Genomic DNA, 19,600 nt, shown 5'->3' on the forward strand with positions numbered 1-19,600 from the left:
AAACTCTAAAATCTGCTTAATTAATTATTGTAATAGAATACCAAAGCCAATATTTAGGCTTTGGTTAAAAAGTATTTACTGCATACATTTAGCAGCGTATGAGAGTCCTAAATCATAAGCTTTATTATTTGCCTCTTTGACCTTATCAGGAACTGAGCTTAGCATCTTGTTTCTTACAATCTCTTCATCCATCACGCCTGTAAATTTAACAGCCACACCAAGAGCCACAACGCTTTGAGTAATTACATTACCCACTTCATCTTTAGCAATTGAAATAATTGGAATTTCATATATTTTCCAGCGTTTTTTATCCTCTTCGCTAGGCTTAACTAAATTTGGCTCAATTACGATTATACCGCCATCTTTAACCCCATCTTTAAAGGTATTATAGCTATTTTGAGCAGTTGCTAACATAAAGCAAATTTCGCCTTCATTCGCATATGGATACTTAATCTCTTCATCGCTTAAGATAATATCAACCTTAGTTGGACCGCCACGAACTTGAGATGTGTATGTAGAAGCCTTAACGCCATATCCACCAGCTTCAATCTTGGCTGCTGAGAGTATCTCTCCAGCTAGGATAACACCTTGACCGCCAACCCCAACAAATCTTAACTCTGCTAAACTCATATTATCTCCTCAAAGTTGATTTTTGTCTTGTTTTGAGCTGCTTCTTTTACTTTAGCATAAGCTTTGCAATACTCCATATGAGTATCATCTTTAAATAGCACACCTGTAGGGAATTTACCCTTTTTCTCCTCATCGCTTAATGATTCAAATTTAGCCTTAGGTAGAGTTCTCTCATCAATCCATTTTACCATTTGTGTGGCTTCACCCATTTTATTTTTTCTACCTAAATTTATGTGGCAGTTAGAGAATATATCAAAGAAGCTATAGCCTTCGTGTTTAAAGCCCTCTATTAGCATTTTTTCAATTCTAGTTGGATTAATAACAGTCTCACGACCCACAAATGTCGCTCCAGCAGCTGTTGCTAACTTCGCAGCATCAAAATTTGGGTCTATATTACCCCATTGTGCTGTAACAGTCCAAAATCCTTGTGGAGTTGTAGGGCTTGTTTGTGAGTTTGTAAGACCATAAATAAAGTTATTGATCAAAATGTGATTAATATCTATATTTCTACGACATCCATGAATTGTGTGATTACCACCAATTGCCAAGCCATCGCCATCACCAGTTACTACTATTACATGTTTATCTGGATTTGCTAGTTTGATACCTGTAGCATATGCGATCGCACGGCCGTGAGTAGTATGGACAGTGTTGCAATTAACATAGCTTGAGAAGCGCCCACTACATCCAATACCGCTTACTACGCAAACATCATCCATATTCCATCCCATAGCATCTATAGCACGGATAACGCTTTTTAAAATTACGCCATCACCACAACCCCAACACCAAAGTGTCGGCATTTTGCTTGTTCTTAAATAGTTATCATAATTAAAAGCCATAATTAAAACTCCTTGACTTTACTAATAATTTCGCTTGGACTAATTGGTCTGCCGTTTGCTTTTAATAGTGTTTTAAAATCATCTCTTAAAGAGCATCTTTGTATCTCGCCTAGATATTGCCCCATATTTAGCTCAGTTACTAAGATATTTTTAAATTTAGCACAAATCTCTTTAATTTTTGCCTCTGGGCTTGGCCATAGTGTAATCGGTCTAAATATACCAGCTTTTATCCCTTCAGCTCTTAACTTATCAACTGCCTCTTTAGCTGCTAAGCTCACACTTCCATAGCAGATAATGCATATATCAGCATCTTCTAGCTTATACTCTTCAAATTTGATAACTTCATCTAGATGAGCGTGAATTTTATTAAACAATCTTTTAATATTATAATCTACTATTTTACCATCTTCAGTAGGGAAGCCTGTAGGGCCGTGATGAAGACCGGTAATATGATAGCGATAACCTTTAAAGAATGGATTTAGCGTAGCTGGCTCATCTTCTTTTGCTTCATATGGATTATAATCAGCTGGGTCGCCTTTAAATTCGCGTCTAGGCTCAATTTTTATATCACTTAATTCTGGTATGCTAGCCTTGCCTTGCATATGACCGATTGTTTCATCAAGAAGTAAAAATACTGGAGTGCTAAATCTATTAGCTAGGTTAAATGCTCTTATTGTCTCAGTGTAAATTTCATCTAAATTGCCAGGTGCTACTGCAATAGAGCAAAAATCACCATGGCTTGGGCTTTTAGCTTGTAAAATATCACCTTGAGCCACACGAGTTGGAAGACCAGTTGATGGGCCACCACGCATTACATTTGCAATTACTAATGGAATTTCAGCTATAAATCCAAGGCCAATTTGCTCAGCTTTTAGTGAAATACCAGGCCCTGAGCTTGCTGTCATAGCTTTAGCCCCAGTCATACTAGCACCAAGTGCTACTGAAATACCAGCAATCTCATCTTCCATTTGAATGAAGTTGCCACCATTTTTTGGTAACGCTACGCTTAATTCATGCGCAATCTCACTTGATGGAGTAATAGGGTAACCACCAAAAAAATTACAGCCACACTCAATAGCTGCTTTTGCCGCTAAAGCATTTCCTGTTGTTATTAACTCTCTCATCTAATATCCTTAATTAACTTTCCTAAAATGATTTGCCTTAATAGCCGCAGCTCTCTCTTTAGCCTCAGGGCTAAGTTTAGCAAATTTAAATCCTTTTTCAGCCACATAAATAGCAAAATCAGGGCAGTGAAGCTCACAATCCCTACAGCCAATGCACGATTCAGGGTGGCTGACTTCTATCATCATTCCTTGAATAGCGTGAATATCTTCTTTCATATTCAAAACACCAGCAGGGCAGTAACTTACACAAATATCGCAAGCCTTACACCTACTCTCATCTACCCAAACAGCTGTATTAAGCGGTTGTTCTATCATTACTATCTCCTATTAAATTTAAGTACAACTTAAATAAAATTCTAGCTACAATCGTAGCGACTAAACTGCTTGAAATCAAGCAAATAAACACCAAATTTTGCCAAATGCAAAATCAAATTTAAAAACTTTTGTGCTACTTTATCTTAAAAAAGTTAATAAAATAGATAAATAAAAAAACTAAAATAATAACTTTAGCTAAAGTTAAAATTAGCACTATTTATATTAAGATTATTAATATAAATTATAAATTCTTCTATGCTTTTATCCAAAATTTCTCTATCTTTTGATTTTAAATTTAACTCCAAAATCTCTTTTACTCCACTTCTATCAATAACCACTGGGCGACTAAATGCTATAAAATTAGAGTCTAAAACCGAACAGCTAAGCACCTTTGTACTACCATTTATCAATGCTTCGCATATATTTATCACTCCAGCTGCTGGAGCATAAAATGCAGATGTATTCATCAATTTTACGATCAATGCTCCGCCATTTATGGTTTTAGATTTAATCTCATTTAGCTCGCTATCACTTAAATTTTCATCGATTAATGGTATCATACTATCGCTATGCATACCTATTACAAGGGATTTTGAGCTACTCATATCTCTCTTTAGATGATTTTGCAAGGCAAATTTAAGTCTAGCACTATCTAACTCGCCAGCCATTCCTATAACCTTGCTTCTATCAAAGCCACTAGCCTTACAAGCTACATAAACCATTATATCAAGTGGATTTGTTACTACGATTATTATTGAATTTGGAGCAAATTTAGCGATTTTATTAGATGCTTTGGCTACTATATCAGCGTTAATTTTGACAAGTTCTGCTCTACTTTGTCCATCTTTTCTAGCCATTCCAGCAGTTATTATCACAATATCAAAATCGCTTAAAAGCTTGTAATCATCGCCACTAATTACGCTAATATTTACACCTAAGGCAATTGCCATTTGCGATAGATCAATCGCCTTGGCTTTAGCTAAATTTTGGTTAATATCAATAAGTGCGATCTCATCACACATCTGCTTAGAAATGAGAAGACTAGCAATGCTAGCTCCTACATTTCCAGCGCCTATTATTGCGATTTTCACAACTTATTTCTTAATAGCTTGGTTGTAAATTTGACTTGGACGCATTACGGCTGATACCTTAGCATCATCAAAGATATAGTATCCACCGACATCTACCCTATTTCCTTGAGAGCCATTTAGCTCATTTGTAATGGCAGATTTATTCTCATTTAAAGCTTGTGCGATAGCCGTAAATTTAGAAGATAACTCACTTTTAGCTAGTTCATCAGCCCAATATAGTGCTAAATAGAAATGGCTACCTCTATTATCATTTTCTCCCACATTTTTGCGTGGAGAGTTGTCATTTTTTAAATAGCTCGCAATTGCTTTATCAAGCGTTTTAGCTAAGATGGCTGCTTCTTTTTTGCCGCTTACATTAGCTAAATGCTCTAAACTTGCACCAAGGGCTAAAAATTCGCCCAAGCTATCCCAGCGAAGGTGATTTTCTTCTATTAATTGTTGAGCGATTTTAGGCGCACTACCACCAGCACCAGTCTCAAATAGACCGCCACCACTTAAAAGTGGGACTATTGATAGCATTTTTGCACTTGTTCCAAGCTCTAAAATTGGGAATAAATCAGTTAAATAATCCCTTAATACATTACCAGTTACGCTAATAGCATCTTTGCCAGTTCGTATTATAGAAATTGACTTTTTAATCGCTTCAGTTGGAGCTGCAATGCTAATATCTAGACCGCTTAAATCGTAGTTTTTAAGCTCTGAATTTACTATTTTGATCATACTAGCATCATGAGCTCTAGCGCTATCTAACCAGAAAATTGTAGCTGAGTGTGTCGCTTTTGCCCTATTAATCGCAAGTTTAATCCAATCTTTTATAGCTTCGCTTTTTGCTTGCATAGCTCTAAAAATATCGCCAGCTTCAACTTCAAATTCCATTTTATCGCCACTGCTACTACTAACTATGAATTTACCAGCTTCACTAGCGATAAATGTCTTATCGTGACTACCATACTCTTCTGCTTTTTTAGCCATCAAGCCTACATTTGAAACGCTACCAATAGTAGCTGGATTTAATGCTCCATTTGCCTTTAAATCATCAATTGTAGCCTCATAAATAGTCGCATATGTGCGATCTGGAATAACCGCTAGTGTATCAGCTGTTTTGCCATCTTTATTCCACATTTTACCGCTATTTCTTATCATAGCAGGCATAGATGCATCGATGATAACATCACTTGGAACATGTAAATTTGTAATTCCTTTATCGCTATCTACCATTGCTAGATCAGGATTTTTATCTAAAATTTCATTATATTTTGCTATGATTTTATCTTTTATAGGTAGATTTTCTATCTTAGCAAATAGATCTTTTAAGCCGTTATTTGCCACTACTCCAGCTGCATTTAACTCGCTACCAAATTCATCAAAAATTTCAGCGAAAAATACCTTTACAAAGTGACCAAACATAACTGGATCGCTTACTTTCATCATTGTAGCTTTTAGATGAACTGAGTATAGTAAAGACTCTTTTTTAGCATCTTCTATGGTTTTAGCAATGAATTTATCTAGTTTTGCCGCACTCATAAATGTAGCACTAATCACATCTCCAGCAGCTGCTTTTATACCATCTTTTAGCACTTTTGTATTGCCATTTTTGTCTGTAAATTCGATCTTAAATTCGGTTGAATCTTTGACTATTACTGATTTTTCATTACCATAAAAATCGCCACTATCCATATACGCCACTCTTGTCTTAATGCTACTATCCCAAGCGCCATTTTTATGTGGAAACTCTTTGGCGTAAGCTTTTACCGCACCAGCGCATCTTCTATCTGAGTTACCCTCTCTTAAAACTGGATTTACCGCACTTCCTAAAACTTTAGCATATCTTGCTTTGATATCAGTCTCTTTTTCGTTAGTTGGGTTTTCTGGATAGTTTGGCACATTAAAGCCCTTTGATTGAAGCTCAGCAATAGCTGCATTTAGCTGTGGAAGTGATGCTGAAATGTTTGGAAGTTTGATGATGTTTGCCGTTTTCTCCTTAGTCATTTCACCTAGAATTTCTAAGTAGTTTGGGACTTTTTGATCATCTTTTAAATTTTCAGGGAAATTTGCCAAAATCCTACCAGCTAAAGATATATCCATAGTATCTATGGTAATACCACCACGACTTAAAAACTCCTTAATAACCGGTAAAAGTGAAAATGTAGCCAAAGCTGGCGCCTCGTCTGTGTAAGTGTAGATTATATCTGCCATTTATGTCCTTTATTTAAAATTTTGTTTATTTTATCAAGTTTTAACTAAATTAAACCATTAAACTATAAATAATTTTTATAATTAATCTAAATTTAAGTTTATTCTATCTTTTTTGGGTAGTCAAAGAGCAAAACTCGCCCAACTCTAGCCCCTATCTCCTTAAATTCCTTCACATCAAACTCAATCCCAAAAACCCCACCAGTAGGAATATTGCCAATATGACTATCGCTTAAAATTTCGCAAATTTGAGTTAGAGTATCATTGTGTCCTGTGATAAATACACTATTTAAAGAATTATTAATCTGCCATATGAGCTTTAAATAATCTTGCGTATTAGCTTCGTATAGGGATTTTTCAAATTTTATTTTGCCATTGAAATTTATATTTTTTGCTATGATTTTAGCCGTTTTGGCTGTTCGTTTAGCTGGCGATGAGATTATAAGCTCTGGTAGTATCTTTTTGCTTTTTAATCTTCCAGCCATTAATTTTGCAGCCTTTTTGCCCTTAGAGTTAAGTGCCCTATCAAAGTCAGTAGCGGCGATTTTTTTAGCCTTTGCGTGGCGGATAAAATATATAATTTTCATACTCTCTCCTGAAATTTTTGAATTCTATCAAGCTCATCTTTGCTAAATCCTGCTAATAATCTATGCTCTATATCTAATGCTCTTTTGGCTTCAAATGCCCTTGGATAGCACTCTCGCACTATATCAATCCACGAATTTGGATCAACCCCATTAGCCTCACAAGCAAATTTAAACCACTTATCACCCTTGCTAACATGGCTAATCTCCTCTTGATGAATCACTCTTAATATATCTAAAATCCCATCTTTATCGCCATTTAAATTTAGCTTTTGCATCATAAATAGATTAGCATCAAGGCCATTTGCCTCCATATATCTAGGCAAAATCGCCATACGATTTATGAGTGAATCTTGGGTTTTTAATAAAGCGATAAATAGCCCATCATGGACGGCATAATCGCCATATTTTACACCTAAAATATCCATTTTTTGCACTATCATATTAAAGTGCCTTATCTCATCGCTTGCTACTTCTAGCCAATCATTATAATACTCCATAGGCAAATTTCTAAATCTATAGCACGAATCTAAGGCAATATCAATCGCACTATACTCAATATGAGCTATAGAGTGTAAAAACGCTTCATTTGTGCGGTTTTGCTTTATATCTTTCATGGATTTGACATTACAAAATTTAGCATAGCTAGGCTCTTTTAGTGGCAAAATATCGCTGTTGAAATTAATATCATCGCTTTGAAAATTCCTATAAATTTGATTGAATTTATCAAATTTTTGCTCCAAATTAGAGCAGTTCATACACTCCCAAATTTCATCAAAAAATCTCATCTAAATACCCTTAAAAATCCAGCCAAATACCCCACGCCAAATCCTATTAAATGTGCATACCAAGCCACACTAATCCCCGTTAAAAGCGGTGCAAAACTAACTAACAATATAACGATTATAAGCCCTTTGCGATTAAATTTATCAATACAAGCTAAAAATCCAAGTAGCACCGATATAGCCCCACTAGCACCGACTAAATTTACATTTTGTATAAATAGATAAAAAAGGCTTAAAAATCCAGTTATAATCCCGCCAAATATATATAAAATACCAAATTTAATCCACCCCAAATAGCTCTCTAGTAGCATTCCAAACTGATAAAGCACTATCATATTCATCAAAATATGCATAAAAGAGCCATGGATAAACATAGAAGTAATAATCTGCCAATAAGCCCCAGCAAAAAATAGCTCATTAAGCCCAAAAATTATCCCAAATTCATAAGGATTATAGACAAAATACTCTAAAAAATATACCACGCAATTTAACGCTATTATCGCTGCTGTAAATTGTAATTTCCCTGTATTAATCAAATTATTTCACCGCTATATCTTTGCTAATCTTACCAAAGCCAGAAAATCTATTTGAGACCAAACAGCTTGAGCTTTTACAATTTGCTATTATGTAGGCATTTACTTTATTGCCATCTACTTTATGAAAATCCTTATACTCTAAATTCATCACACTTAAAACATTTTTTCCTTTAAGATTGTGTAAAAATACTATTGTTCCATCATCTTTTATCTTTTTTACCACTCCGATATGGGTGATATTGTGACTCTTTTTGCCTCTTGTTGATTTTGTAGTATTATTAAAAAATATTAAATCGCCAGGACTAGCTAGGTGGTGATTAATCTGGTTTTTACTCTTATAAAGATTATAAATAGCTTGTGAGCGGCGACCATCTCTACTATAATACAAGCTTAAATCGCTTAGAGAGTATATATCATCATTTTTTACGCTTATAGTAGTGATTAAAGCGGAGCAATCTGCGGATTTTTTGCCTATATATTTACTTAAATTTAGGGTGTATTCATACTCTTTCATATGATTTTGATATGCCTCTTGATTTCTTATATTAATATCTTGTATATTTTGGGTGCTTTGAGTATCTATGGATTTTATGCTACATCCACTAAAGATAATAGTAAAAGTTAAAAATATAAATAGTCTCATCTTAAACTTGCTTAGATAAATTTACTTGTTCTACTATATTTGGAATTCGTAAAACCTTTGCTGTTTTGCTAAATAGTATGAGATCTTCTACGCTTTGTATATGCCATGGTAATCTCTTTATACACTCTTTAAATATCTCACACGCAGCAATCGCATCATTTAAAGCTCTATGATGAGCATTATCTATACCTAAGATTTGCTTAAGCGTTCCTAATCCATATCTATTTGATTCTATCGTTCTTCTAGCTAGGTCAATGGTGCAAATTTTACGATTTAATAGCATTCCAAATCCAAGCCTTGTAAGGCTAATGCTTATAAAATCATAATCAAATTTAACATTATGAGCTACAAATACAGAATCAGCTAAAAATAGCCTAAAGCTCTCAAGTGCATTTGCTAATCTTGGTGCGTTTATTAAATCAAATTGATAAATTCCAGTTAGTTCGCTAATATTTTGCGGAATTTCGCTAGCCCAAACTAGGGTTTCAAACCTACCAATCTCCTTACCACCTTGTATTTTAACCGCACCAATCTCGATGATTTGACCGCTATTTATCCCGCCACTTGTCTCTATATCAACGATACAAAAAACCTGCTCATTAAGATCTCTAAATCTAGTTGGCATAGCTATTTTACCATTATCTAAACGCTCTAGCTCAAGACCTAAAAGTCGCCAATCAGCTAAATTCCTTGGCTCTATAATATCAGTAAGCTCTTTTATCTCACCTGCTTTTTGCAAAAAATCATAATAATTTAGATTAGTTTTCGCTAATAAATTTATAAAATTATCTAATTTATCTTTCAAATTTACTCTTTATTACTAAATTTTTAACGCCCTAATCGCCCCAGCATAGTCATTACTACCAAAAATAAAGCTTCCAGCCACCGCAATATCCACGCCAGCATTATCTAAATCTGAGATATTTAGACCATTTACTCCACCATCAACTTCTATCATACATTTAGCATTTTTTGCTTCTATCAACTCTCTTAATTGCACAACTTTAGATAAAACTGAAGAGATAAATTTCTGTCCGCCAAATCCAGGATTTACACTCATTAAAAGCACCATATCAATCTCATTTATTATATACTCCAAAGAGCTTATTTGCGTGTGTGGATTTAGTACTATAGCTGGGCTTACGCCGTGCTGACGGATATGATCAATTAGCCTTAATGGGTGCTTCTCTTCTTCTATATGAAAGCTGATAAATTTAGGCTTTAATGGCAAAAATAGATCCACAAAAAACGGCACATTCTCAACCATCAAATGAATATCAAGTGGCTTTGTAGATGCCTTAGCCACCGCATCTACAACGAGTGGGCCAATTGTCAAATTCGGCACAAAATGCCCATCCATAACATCTATGTGTATTAAATCAGCCCCAGCCTCACAGACATCTTTTACCTCTTGGGCTAACTTACCAAAATCAGCTGATAAAATACTTGGGGCTACATACATTTTTCTACCTTAAAAATTTATTTAAATGCGTTATTTTACTCAAATTATAATAAAATTACCTTTATAATTGTGGGTTATTATATATTTTTTGTTATACTAACGCAATTTTTTATAAGGGTGGAATTTGAGAAGTTTAATATTTGTTTCAATGCTTTTAATAGCTAGTTTTTGGTATTGGGGATTGCACTTTGGAGTAACTATCTTAGCACTATCATTTCTTATATTTTTTCACGAGCTTGGGCACTTCTTGGCTGCTAAATATTTTGGAGTTTTTGTCAAGACATTTAGCATAGGATTTGGGGAGAAAATTTATAGCAAAAAATTTGGCGATACCACATACTGCCTAAGCGCCATTCCGCTTGGAGGATATGTCCAATTAAAAGGGCAAGATGATATAAATCCAAAGGATAAAAATTACGATAGTGATAGCTATAACACACTAAGCCCATTAAAAAGAATTATAATCTTATTTGCTGGGCCATTTTTTAATATATTATTAGCTTTTATCTTATATATAGCACTTGGATTTATCGGGGTTGAGAGATTAGCACCAGTTGTTGGCACTATATTGCCAAATTCAGCCGCACTAAGTGCTAATATAGAGACAAATGATAGAATTCTAGCTATAAATGGGGTTAAAATTGAGGAGTGGGATGAGATAAAAAAACATATATCAACAGAGCCTACAAATATACTTATCAAGCGTGGAGATAATAATATCAATATAACGCTAACTCCACAAATTGGCCAAAGTAAAAATATATTTGGCGAGACCATAAACACCCCACTAATTGGCATTACTCCAAGTGGAGAAACTACAACTATATATAATTCTGGCTTTAATAGCATTAAATTTGCATATGATGAGACAATTAAAGCATCAACGCTAATATATAAAGGGCTAGAAAAGTTAATAACAGGAGTAGTCCCAGTAAATCAGATGGGCGGGATTGTCGCTATGGCTGATATCACTACTAAGGCTAGTCAAATCAGCATATCTGTGCTTTTAATAATCGTTGCTTTAATATCAGTGAATTTGGGTATATTAAATTTACTTCCACTTCCAGTGCTTGATGGCGGCCATATAGTGTTTAATCTTTATGAGATGATATTTAAAAAAGCGGTAAATGAGCGTGTTTTTGTAACTCTTAGCTATGCTTCTATGGCGTTGCTCTTTACCTTAATGGCATTTACCATAATCAATGATATAGTTAGATTAGCAGGAGAGTAGATGAGTTTAGATACTATTTTAAAGCAGATTAATGGCAAGGCAAGATTAATTGCTGTAAGCAAAAATGTAACAGAAAATGAGGTAATAACACTATATAATCAAGGTGCTAGAGAATTTGGCGAAAATAGAGTCCAAGAGCTAAAAAGAAAAAGCGAAATTCTATCAAATTTGGATATTAAATGGCACTTTATAGGTCGCTTACAAAGTAATAAAATAAATCAACTCATATCACTTCACCCAGCTTTATGGCAAAGTTGCGATAGCTTAGAGATAGCACTTGAGGTGGATAAAAGGCTAAATTATAAGCTTGATACCCTACTTCAGATAAACTCTGCCAAAGAAGAAACCAAACAAGGCGTTGATCCTAAAAATGCTATAGAAGTTTATAAAGAGATTAAAGATAGATGTATGAATTTAAATTTAATCGGGGTGATGAGTATAGGTGCTAATAGCGATGATGAAAAAGAGATTAAACAGAGTTTTGAAATCACTAAAGAGATATTTGAAAAGCTAAAACCACAAGGAGCGATAATATGCTCAATGGGAATGAGTGGGGATTTTAATCTAGCTATAGAGTGTGGCTCAAATATGGTAAGACTTGGGACAATTTTATATAGCTAAAATATTTTTTATTTAAGGTCTGCTAGATGATTAGCACAAACCATCTAGCAAGATAAATTTATTCGTGGATAAATCAACCCTTCGTTATCACAATTTGACTATCATTAGCATCTATAACTATGCTATCGCCGCTTATGATTTCATCTTTTAAAATCATATCAGCCACCCTATCTTCTACTAGCTCATATAGGGCTCTGCGAAGTGGTCTAGCACCATATACAGGGTCAAATCCGGCTTGTGAAATTAAATTTATAGCTTTATCGCTAAGCTCTGATTTTATCCCACGAGCCAAAAGCTTGCTCTCTAGCTCTTTAAACATTATTTTTACAATCTGACCCAACTCCCCTTCACCAAGCGGATTAAATATAATACAATCATCTAATCTATTTAAAAATTCAGGCTTAAAATACTCTTTTAAAGCTAGTTTAACCGCTTCATCTCTCTCTTTACCGCTTAGATCCATAATCGCTGATGAGCCAATATTGCTAGTTAAAATAATGATTGTATTTTTAAAATCTACAGTAACACCCTTACTATCAGTCGCCCTGCCATCATCTAAAATTCCAAGTAAGATATTAAACACATCTTTATGAGCCTTCTCTACTTCATCAAACAAAATCACGCTATATGGCTTACGCCTAACTGCTTCAGTAAGCTGTCCGCCCTCTTCAAATCCCACATAACCAGGAGGCGCACCAAGAAGTCTGCTAACGGCGTGCTTCTCCATATATTCGCTCATATCAAATCTTATCATCGCCTTTTCATCATCAAAGAGAAATTTTGCCAACGCCTTAGCACTCTCAGTCTTACCAACCCCAGTAGGCCCAAGGAATAAAAAGCTACCGATTGGGCGATTTTGACTACTAAGACCAGCTTTATTTCGCTTAATAGCTCTAGATAGTGCGTGTAAGGCTTCATCTTGACCTATTACGCTATCTTTAAGATGGGATTCTATATTAAGATACCTCTCTTTTTCATTTGTAAGCATTTTTCCAGCTGGAATTCCAGTCCATTTGCTTAAAATTCCAGCTACCATATCCTCATCAACCTCATTTTTAAGTAGCACTCCACCCTTTTTCATCTCTTCCCATTTGGCCTCTAAATCCTTTATCTTAGCACTTGCTTCTGGAATTTTGCCATACTCTATCTCAGCGGCCTTTTCATAAGCGTTATTTCTCTTTGCTAATTCAGCTTCATTTTTGAGAGTTTCTATCTGTTTTTTAGCCTCACTTATACCATTAAATACCGCTTTTTCATTTTTAAATTTAGCCTCTAAATTTGATTTTTTCTCATTTAAATTTGCAACTTCTTTTTCAATCTCATTTAATCTATCTCTATTTTTATCTTCACCCTCCATCTTTAAAGCCTCTTTTTCAACCACTAAAGTCTCAATCTCTCTTTTAGATTTAGCTAGTTCAAATGGCTCACTCTCAATTTGCATTTTTAATTCAGCCGCTGCTTCATCAATCAAATCTATAGCTTTATCAGGCAAAAATCTACCGCTGATATATCTATGGCTTAGCTTAGCAGCTGCTACAAGAGCGCTATCTGTGATATTTACATTGTGATGAACTTCTAGCCTATCTTTTATCCCACGAAGTATTTGCAAGGCCTCATTTACGCTAGGCTCAGCGACATTTACAGGCTGAAATCTGCGTTGTAATGCGGCATCTTTTTCAAAATATTTTCTATACTCTTTTAGCGTTGTAGCCCCTACTGTGTGTAACTCTCCACGAGCTAGGGCTGGTTTTAGTATATTTGCTGCATCCATAGAGCCCTCACTAGCTCCAGCCCCTACAATAGTGTGAATTTCATCTATAAATAATATTATATTTCCAGCCTTTTTAACTTCATCAATTATAGCTTTTAATCTATCTTCAAACTCCCCTCTATATTTTGCCCCAGCGATTAAAGCACTCATATCAAGAGCAATTACTCTTTTATTTGCTAAAGTTGTAGGGACTGCTTTTTTTACAATTAGTTGAGCCAAGCCCTCTACAATTGCGGTTTTACCAACTCCTGGCTCACCTAATAATATTGGATTATTCTTAGTCTTTCTAATTAGAATTTGCATCATTCTAGTGATCTCTTCATCTCTGCCGATGACTGGATCAAGCTCACCGCTAGCGGCCTTTTTGGTTAGATCAATCCCAAATTTATTTAAAGAGTCTAGATTTTCATCAGCAGTTTGGGTATCAATACTCTTACCCCCACGCATTAGCTCTAACTCTTTTTTGATCTCAAGCAAATCTAAATATTTTGATAAAATCCCCTTTATAGGCTCACTATCTAAATTTCCAATTATCCAGCTATCAACTGCTATAAATTTATCCCCTAAGCCGATCATTACAGATTTAGCACGCTCTAAGCTATCTACTAATTCATTTGAAATTTGAATATTATTTTTTGAGACATTTGAGCTTTGCGGTAATTTATCAGCGTTGCTTTTTATATCTAGCACCAAGGCATCTTTGCTTACATTTGCTTTATTTAGAATTTGATTTAATACTGAGTTACTATCAGCACTCAAAGCCCAAAGCATATGCAAAGGGACAACTTGTGGATTTTTATTTCCAATGGCTAAAGATATAGCACTATCTATTAAATCTTGGCTCATTGATGTTAATTCATTAAATATATTTGCCATATTTTCTCCTTAAACTTTATATGAGTAGTATTATATAACTTTAGTCTGTATTTGTCAAGGTTTGGTAAATTTTCTAATATTTTTAATCAAATTTAACTAATTTTTTTAATGTTATAACAAAATTAATATAATTTTAGGTAAAATAGCTGATTTTATTTTTTTGGAGTTATATGTTGAAAAGTAGTAGAATTTTACAATTAACTGGTTTTATAAGCGTTATAGCCGCTAGTGCCATTGCCCTAAATGCCCAAACAACGCAAGATAGCAGAGTAGAAGCCCTTGCGAAGCTGACAAAAACTATAGCCATAGTAGAAAAGCACTATGTAGATGATATAAATTTCACTCAAATAATTGATAAAACCATATCTGGACTCTTAACAAATCTAGATGCTCACTCTGGATATTTAGATGAAAAAGCCTTTAAAGATATGTTAATCCAAACTAAAGGCGAATTTGGCGGTCTTGGCATAACTGTCGGGATAAAAGATGGAGCTTTAACCGTTATAGCCCCAATCGATGATACTCCAGCTTATAAAGCTGGGATTAAATCAGGTGATGTGATATTAAGGATAAACGGCGAATCAACTATAAACACTACTATTGATGAAGCTGTAAATAAGATGAGAGGCAAACCAAATACCCCAGTAGATATAACCATAGTAAGACAAGGGGAGAAAAAGCCATTTGATCTAAAAATAGTAAGGGATATAATCACCGTAGAATCAGTCCAAGCTAAGATGATCGAAGATGAGAATATCCTATATTTAAGAGTTACAAATTTCGATCAACATGTAACCAAAAAAACTAGAGAATTTATCAAAAAATATCCAAAAGCCAAAGGCATAATCCTAGATTTAAGAAATAATCCAGGCGGATTATTAAACCAAGCTGTTGGGCTTACAAATTTATTTGTTGAAAGTGGCGTTATAGTATCTCAAAAAGGTAGAGATAAAAATGAAGATGAGATCCACTCAGCACAAAAAGGCAACTTCATTACAAACGCACCATTAGCAGTGCTTATAAATGGCGGAAGTGCTAGTGCTAGTGAGATAGTAAGCGGAGCCTTACAAGATTTAAAAAGAGCCGTGGTAATCGGAGAAAATAGCTTTGGTAAAGGGAGCGTTCAAGTAATTATGCCAGTTGATCAAAAAGAGGCTTTAAGATTAACTGTAGCAAGATACTATCTCCCAAGCGGTAGAACTATCCAAGCAGTAGGAGTAACACCAGATATTGTCGTATATCCTGGCAAAGTGCCAAACGAAGAGAGTGGATTTAATATAAAAGAGGCTGATTTAAAGCAACATTTAGAGAGTGAGTTAAACAAAATCGAACCAAAAAATAAGAAAAAAGATAAAGATGATAAAAATACAATAACCCAAAAGCAAATTTATGATGATATTCAGCTAAAAACAGCTATTGACTCTATAAAAGTATTAAATATCAAATAAGGAGAAATGTATGGAAAAATTAGAGTTGCTTTACGAAGGTAAAGGTAAAAAAATGTGGTCGGTCAAAGGTAGTGATGAGCTATTAATCGCTGAATTTAAAGATGATTTAACAGCATTTAACGCTGAAAAAAGAGGCAACGAAGAGGGAAAAGGTGCTTTGAATAATAAAATTTCCGCCGCTATATTTAAACTTTTAAAAGAAAATGGCATAGAAACTGCCTTAATAGAAAGCATTAGCCAAACTGAGCAACTAGTCAAAAAATGCTCAATTATCCCTTTAGAAGTGGTAGTTAGAAATATCGCTACAGGAAGTTTAAGCAAGAGATTGGGTATTAAAGAGGCTACCGTTTTACCTTTTACTTTGGTTGAGTTTTACTATAAAGATGACGCTTTAGGCGATCCGCTAATCAATGATGAACACGCTATTTTATTAGATATTGTAAAGAGCGAACAAGATTTAGTAACTCTGCGTCATCTTGGAAGACAAATCAACTCAATATTAGTGCCATTTTTTGCTTCAAAAGGGCTAAAACTTGTTGATTTTAAGGTTGAATTTGGTGTTGATAAAGATGGAAATATTTTATTAGCTGATGAAATTAGCCCTGATAGCTGTAGATTTTGGGATGCAAATACAGGCGAAAAGATGGATAAAGATAGATTTCGTCAAGATCTAGGTAGTGTAAAAGTAGCCTATGAAGAGGTTTTGCGTAGGATATTATCATAATAAATTTAAAAGGGTAGATTATGAAAGTAACTATAAATGTATATTTAAAAAATGGGGTCTTAGACCCAGCTGGTAAGGCTACAAAACATGCTCTACAAAGCCTTGGTTTTAATAGCGTAAATGATGTCCGAATAGGCAAACAAATTATCTTAAATTTAAATGAGAATACCACAGATGAAGAGATAAAAAATATGTGCGAGGAGCTACTAGCAAATACGGTTATAGAAGATTATGAGATAGTAAAAGGCTAAAAATGAGAGTAGCTATCATAAATTTCCCTGGGACAAACTGCGAAAGGGATACTAAATACGCTTTTGATTTGCTAGGATTTAACTCAGAGATAATCTGGCATAAAGATAGGGATTTTAAGGCTGATTTGATAGTATTGCCTGGTGGATTTAGCTATGGAGATTACCTAAGAACAGCAGCAATTGCTAAATTTAGCCCAGCTATGCAAACAGTTATAGAGCACGCCAATAGCGGTGGATTGCTACTTGGGATTTGTAATGGATTTCAAATGCTTTTAGAGCTTGGCTTACTTCCTGGGGCTATGAGACGAAATGAAAATATGAGTTTTATTAGCAAATTTAACCATCTAAAAGTAGTATCAAATAATAATAAATTTCTATCAAATTTCAATAACTCCGATATAATCAATATCCCACTAGCTCACGGAGAGGGCAACTACTACGCTGATGATGATACTATAAAATCACTATATGATGATGATTGTGTATTACTAAAATATTGCGATAAAGATGGAAATGAGATAAATCTAAATGGCTCAGTGGATAATATTGCTGGAATTTGTAATAAAAATAAAAATATATTTGGCCTTATGCCTCACCCAGAAAGAGCTGTAGAGAGCATATTAGGCAGCACAGATGGCGCTAAAATGCTTAAAGGATTTCTTTGTTAAGAGCTATTGTTGCACTTATTTTGCTTGTTAATATATCTTTTAGTAATGAGCGATTAATTACGAATGAGCAGATGCAAGGCATAGCAGATACTGATGAGATAATGGATATTGATCCATCTCTAATATACCAAAATATCGATCCAGTAGAGCTAAGCCTATCTAGTCAAAGTGTAGAAAAATCAGTCTATATCTATCAGCCTTTTACCCTAAATTTAGTTGCAAATACTGATAAAATTCTAGATTTTGATATGAATCTTACCTTGCAATCTAATGATATAACTTGGCTAAACCAAAAGCCACTATGGAGTAAAAAAGCCGCTGGAGTATATGAAACCTCCATACATTTAATAGCTAGTAGTCCAAATGCTGATATTGAGGCTATTACTCTAACTCTTAAAAGAAATGGTATGTTCTTTCAAAATAGAACAATCAAACCAAATCTTCCTTTGATAAAAGCCATTAAACCAAAGGGGAATTTTGCCAATTTCGTAGGTGAAAATTTAGAGATAAAAATGTTTAAAAGCTCTAAATTTAATGAGTATTCTAATCTAACCACCATTGAATTAAGTAGCAAAAATGGGAATTTAACACTCTTTAATATCCCTGGAAATTTCGAAAAACAGGGCTTTGACACTCTTAAGGGTGATTATAAAAATCAAAGTGGAATTTACCTAATAATAAGCGATAATAATCTAACCAATATAAACTTTAGTTACTATAACCTTGCTAAAAATAGCTTTGATGATATAAATCTTACTATAAATGTCCAAGATAGCGACCTAAGCACGCAGGTTCCACTAAACCCAAAAGATGGAGAATTTCAACTATATAAAGAGATTAGCATATATATTGCTATTATTATATCTTTGCTTATTTTTATCTGGCAAAGGAGCTACTATTGGTTGCTAATTGCGATAGCATTCATCGCCTACTCTATTCATGATAATAAGCCTTTTAGCGACGCTAAGCTCAAAGCAAATGCTAAGGTAAGAATTCTCCCAATGTCAAATTCAACTATATTTGCCATAGCAGCAAAAGAGCAAAACGTTAAAATTATCACCAAAAATGAGAATTACACAAAGATAATTTTACAAAATCAAACAATAGGCTGGGTAGATAATGAAAGCATTAAATAAGATAAAAAGCTGGCTATATGCTATTGAGATACTACTAAGTGTGGTTATCGTAGTTTTAATATTTTTTGTAGCTCCATCATCTAATCTATGGGTAAGACGCAAATGGTCAAGAATGCAAAAATTTCTAATTGGGTATAAAATAGATATAGTAGGCTCTCCAGACCCAAGGGCAAATATGATTATAGCTAATCACCAAAGTATGCTAGATATAATGGCATTAGAAGATATATATCCAGCTAATATCTGTTGGATAGCCAAAAAAGAGATTGAGGATATACCATTTTTTGGTAATGTAATTCGTGTGCCAAAGATGATACCAATAGATCGCAAAGACCCAAGATCACTACCAAAGATAATAAAATTAGCCAAAGATAGAATTAGCGAAGGTAGAGTAATAGCGATATTTCCTGAGGGTACTCGTGGAAATGGAGATAAGATTTTAAAATTCAAAAGCGGTGCAAATATGATTGCCAATAAGCTAAATTTAGTCGTTCAACCTGTGCTAATCATCGGATCAAGAAAGATTATAGATAGCAAGAGTATTAGCGTAAATTCTGGCACCTTGAAAATTATCTATATGGATATTGTAGATACTAGCGATAAAAATTGGCTTGAAAATACTAGAGTTAAGATGCAAAATTTGCTAGAGCAAAATCTAAACAAATAGGT

At 34.3% G+C, this 19,600-nt stretch carries 21 protein-coding genes; 8 read left to right on the forward strand and 13 right to left on the reverse strand.

The window, feature by feature from the left end:
* Positions 1 to 75: 75 nt before the first annotated feature.
* The 12 genes from CSUIS_RS04485 to rpe form a co-directional block, all read right to left on the reverse strand.
* A complete protein-coding gene (locus CSUIS_RS04485) occupies positions 76 to 630 on the reverse strand; it encodes a 2-oxoacid:acceptor oxidoreductase family protein (RefSeq protein WP_086236655.1) in 555 nt (184 codons plus the stop codon).
* The gene (locus CSUIS_RS04490; RefSeq protein WP_086236654.1) at positions 627 to 1,472 is read right to left on the reverse strand and encodes a 2-oxoglutarate ferredoxin oxidoreductase subunit beta; all 846 of its coding nucleotides are present in this window, start codon (positions 1,470 to 1,472) and stop codon (positions 627 to 629) included. The genes CSUIS_RS04485 and CSUIS_RS04490 overlap by 4 nt, the downstream gene beginning before the upstream one ends.
* 2 nt (positions 1,473 to 1,474) lie before the next feature.
* Positions 1,475 to 2,596, reverse strand: coding sequence for a 2-oxoglutarate synthase subunit alpha (locus tag CSUIS_RS04495; protein ID WP_086236653.1), 1,122 nt, complete (start codon positions 2,594 to 2,596; stop codon positions 1,475 to 1,477).
* 9 nt (positions 2,597 to 2,605) lie between these two features.
* Entirely contained in the window at positions 2,606 to 2,911 is a 306-nt protein-coding gene (locus tag CSUIS_RS04500) for a 4Fe-4S binding protein (RefSeq protein WP_086224495.1), read from the reverse strand.
* Positions 2,912 to 3,102: 191 nt separating this feature from the next.
* Positions 3,103 to 4,002, reverse strand: a complete 900-nt coding sequence (locus CSUIS_RS04505) for a lactate/malate family dehydrogenase (protein WP_086297419.1) — start codon at positions 4,000 to 4,002, stop codon at positions 3,103 to 3,105.
* Between the two features lie 3 nt (positions 4,003 to 4,005).
* Complete coding sequence (locus CSUIS_RS04510; RefSeq protein ID WP_086297421.1) at positions 4,006 to 6,198, reverse strand: NADP-dependent isocitrate dehydrogenase; 2,193 nt, start codon at positions 6,196 to 6,198, stop codon at positions 4,006 to 4,008.
* A 98-nt stretch (positions 6,199 to 6,296) separates the two neighbouring features.
* Entirely contained in the window at positions 6,297 to 6,782 is a 486-nt protein-coding gene (locus CSUIS_RS04515; protein ID WP_086297423.1) for a SixA phosphatase family protein, read from the reverse strand.
* Positions 6,779 to 7,567 carry a ferritin-like domain-containing protein gene (locus CSUIS_RS04520; RefSeq protein WP_086297425.1) on the reverse strand — a complete coding sequence of 263 codons (789 nt, stop codon included), beginning with the start codon at positions 7,565 to 7,567 and terminating at the stop codon, positions 6,779 to 6,781. The genes CSUIS_RS04515 and CSUIS_RS04520 overlap by 4 nt, the downstream gene beginning before the upstream one ends.
* Complete coding sequence (locus CSUIS_RS04525) at positions 7,564 to 8,097, reverse strand: rhomboid family intramembrane serine protease (RefSeq protein ID WP_418229005.1); 534 nt, start codon at positions 8,095 to 8,097, stop codon at positions 7,564 to 7,566. Before CSUIS_RS04525 ends, CSUIS_RS04520 begins: the two co-directional genes overlap by 4 nt.
* A 4-nt stretch (positions 8,098 to 8,101) precedes the next feature.
* On the reverse strand, positions 8,102 to 8,743 hold the full coding sequence (locus CSUIS_RS04530) for a hypothetical protein (RefSeq protein WP_086236648.1): 642 nt from the start codon (positions 8,741 to 8,743) through the stop codon (positions 8,102 to 8,104).
* Position 8,744: 1 nt separating this feature from the next.
* Positions 8,745 to 9,548 (reverse strand): 3'-5' exonuclease, encoded by an 804-nt coding sequence (locus CSUIS_RS04535; RefSeq protein ID WP_086297427.1) that lies wholly within the window; start codon positions 9,546 to 9,548, stop codon positions 8,745 to 8,747.
* Between the two features lie 15 nt (positions 9,549 to 9,563).
* Positions 9,564 to 10,205 carry a ribulose-phosphate 3-epimerase gene (gene rpe / locus CSUIS_RS04540; RefSeq protein ID WP_086236646.1) on the reverse strand — a complete coding sequence of 214 codons (642 nt, stop codon included), beginning with the start codon at positions 10,203 to 10,205 and terminating at the stop codon, positions 9,564 to 9,566.
* A 124-nt stretch (positions 10,206 to 10,329) separates the two neighbouring features.
* Here rpe and rseP point away from each other — a divergent pair, with 124 nt between their 5' ends.
* Both rseP and CSUIS_RS04550 read left to right on the forward strand, forming a co-directional pair.
* Positions 10,330 to 11,436: an RIP metalloprotease RseP gene (gene rseP, locus CSUIS_RS04545; protein ID WP_086292700.1), complete on the forward strand. Its 1,107-nt coding sequence runs from the start codon at positions 10,330 to 10,332 to the stop codon at positions 11,434 to 11,436.
* The gene (locus CSUIS_RS04550; protein WP_086297429.1) at positions 11,437 to 12,057 is read left to right on the forward strand and encodes a YggS family pyridoxal phosphate-dependent enzyme; all 621 of its coding nucleotides are present in this window, start codon (positions 11,437 to 11,439) and stop codon (positions 12,055 to 12,057) included.
* A 73-nt stretch (positions 12,058 to 12,130) separates the two neighbouring features.
* Here the strand turns inward: CSUIS_RS04550 and CSUIS_RS04555 are convergent, their stop codons facing one another.
* Positions 12,131 to 14,704: an ATP-dependent Clp protease ATP-binding subunit gene (locus tag CSUIS_RS04555; protein WP_086297431.1), complete on the reverse strand. Its 2,574-nt coding sequence runs from the start codon at positions 14,702 to 14,704 to the stop codon at positions 12,131 to 12,133.
* Positions 14,705 to 14,877: 173 nt separating this feature from the next.
* Here CSUIS_RS04555 and CSUIS_RS04560 point away from each other — a divergent pair, with 173 nt between their 5' ends.
* From CSUIS_RS04560 to CSUIS_RS04585, 6 genes are read left to right on the forward strand one after another with little or no spacing between them, the layout of a single operon-like run.
* Entirely contained in the window at positions 14,878 to 16,152 is a 1,275-nt protein-coding gene (locus tag CSUIS_RS04560) for a S41 family peptidase (protein ID WP_418229007.1), read from the forward strand.
* Between the two features lie 10 nt (positions 16,153 to 16,162).
* Entirely contained in the window at positions 16,163 to 16,876 is a 714-nt protein-coding gene (gene purC, locus CSUIS_RS04565) for a phosphoribosylaminoimidazolesuccinocarboxamide synthase (RefSeq protein WP_086297435.1), read from the forward strand.
* Positions 16,877 to 16,896: 20 nt separating this feature from the next.
* A complete protein-coding gene (gene purS / locus CSUIS_RS04570) occupies positions 16,897 to 17,127 on the forward strand; it encodes a phosphoribosylformylglycinamidine synthase subunit PurS (protein ID WP_086236640.1) in 231 nt (76 codons plus the stop codon).
* 2 nt (positions 17,128 to 17,129) lie between these two features.
* Positions 17,130 to 17,795 carry a phosphoribosylformylglycinamidine synthase I gene (gene purQ / locus CSUIS_RS04575; RefSeq protein ID WP_086236639.1) on the forward strand — a complete coding sequence of 222 codons (666 nt, stop codon included), beginning with the start codon at positions 17,130 to 17,132 and terminating at the stop codon, positions 17,793 to 17,795.
* Positions 17,789 to 18,931 (forward strand): hypothetical protein, encoded by a 1,143-nt coding sequence (locus CSUIS_RS04580; protein ID WP_086297437.1) that lies wholly within the window; start codon positions 17,789 to 17,791, stop codon positions 18,929 to 18,931. The genes purQ and CSUIS_RS04580 overlap by 7 nt, the downstream gene beginning before the upstream one ends.
* The gene (locus CSUIS_RS04585; RefSeq protein WP_086297439.1) at positions 18,915 to 19,598 is read left to right on the forward strand and encodes a lysophospholipid acyltransferase family protein; all 684 of its coding nucleotides are present in this window, start codon (positions 18,915 to 18,917) and stop codon (positions 19,596 to 19,598) included. Before CSUIS_RS04580 ends, CSUIS_RS04585 begins: the two co-directional genes overlap by 17 nt.
* The last annotated feature ends 2 nt before the right edge of the window (positions 19,599 to 19,600 follow it).

Source organism: Campylobacter porcelli, from assembly GCF_002139855.1.
GTDB classification, from domain to species: Bacteria; Campylobacterota; Campylobacteria; order Campylobacterales; family Campylobacteraceae; genus Campylobacter; species Campylobacter porcelli.

Coding starts and splice junctions, on each gene's coding strand:
- CSUIS_RS04510 (WP_086297421.1), bottom strand. CDS start 6,198: ATGGCAGATATAATCTACACTTACACAGACGAGGCGCCAGCTTTGGCT.
- CSUIS_RS04550 (WP_086297429.1), top strand. CDS start 11,437: ATGAGTTTAGATACTATTTTAAAGCAGATTAATGGCAAGGCAAGATTA.
- CSUIS_RS04490 (WP_086236654.1), bottom strand. CDS start 1,472: ATGGCTTTTAATTATGATAACTATTTAAGAACAAGCAAAATGCCGACA.
- CSUIS_RS04500 (WP_086224495.1), bottom strand. CDS start 2,911: ATGATAGAACAACCGCTTAATACAGCTGTTTGGGTAGATGAGAGTAGG.
- purQ (WP_086236639.1), top strand. CDS start 17,130: ATGAGAGTAGCTATCATAAATTTCCCTGGGACAAACTGCGAAAGGGAT.
- purC (WP_086297435.1), top strand. CDS start 16,163: ATGGAAAAATTAGAGTTGCTTTACGAAGGTAAAGGTAAAAAAATGTGG.
- CSUIS_RS04555 (WP_086297431.1), bottom strand. CDS start 14,704: ATGGCAAATATATTTAATGAATTAACATCAATGAGCCAAGATTTAATA.
- CSUIS_RS04485 (WP_086236655.1), bottom strand. CDS start 630: ATGAGTTTAGCAGAGTTAAGATTTGTTGGGGTTGGCGGTCAAGGTGTT.
- CSUIS_RS04520 (WP_086297425.1), bottom strand. CDS start 7,567: ATGAGATTTTTTGATGAAATTTGGGAGTGTATGAACTGCTCTAATTTG.
- CSUIS_RS04530 (WP_086236648.1), bottom strand. CDS start 8,743: ATGAGACTATTTATATTTTTAACTTTTACTATTATCTTTAGTGGATGT.
- rpe (WP_086236646.1), bottom strand. CDS start 10,205: ATGTATGTAGCCCCAAGTATTTTATCAGCTGATTTTGGTAAGTTAGCC.
- CSUIS_RS04515 (WP_086297423.1), bottom strand. CDS start 6,782: ATGAAAATTATATATTTTATCCGCCACGCAAAGGCTAAAAAAATCGCC.
- CSUIS_RS04495 (WP_086236653.1), bottom strand. CDS start 2,596: ATGAGAGAGTTAATAACAACAGGAAATGCTTTAGCGGCAAAAGCAGCT.
- purS (WP_086236640.1), top strand. CDS start 16,897: ATGAAAGTAACTATAAATGTATATTTAAAAAATGGGGTCTTAGACCCA.
- CSUIS_RS04585 (WP_086297439.1), top strand. CDS start 18,915: ATGAAAGCATTAAATAAGATAAAAAGCTGGCTATATGCTATTGAGATA.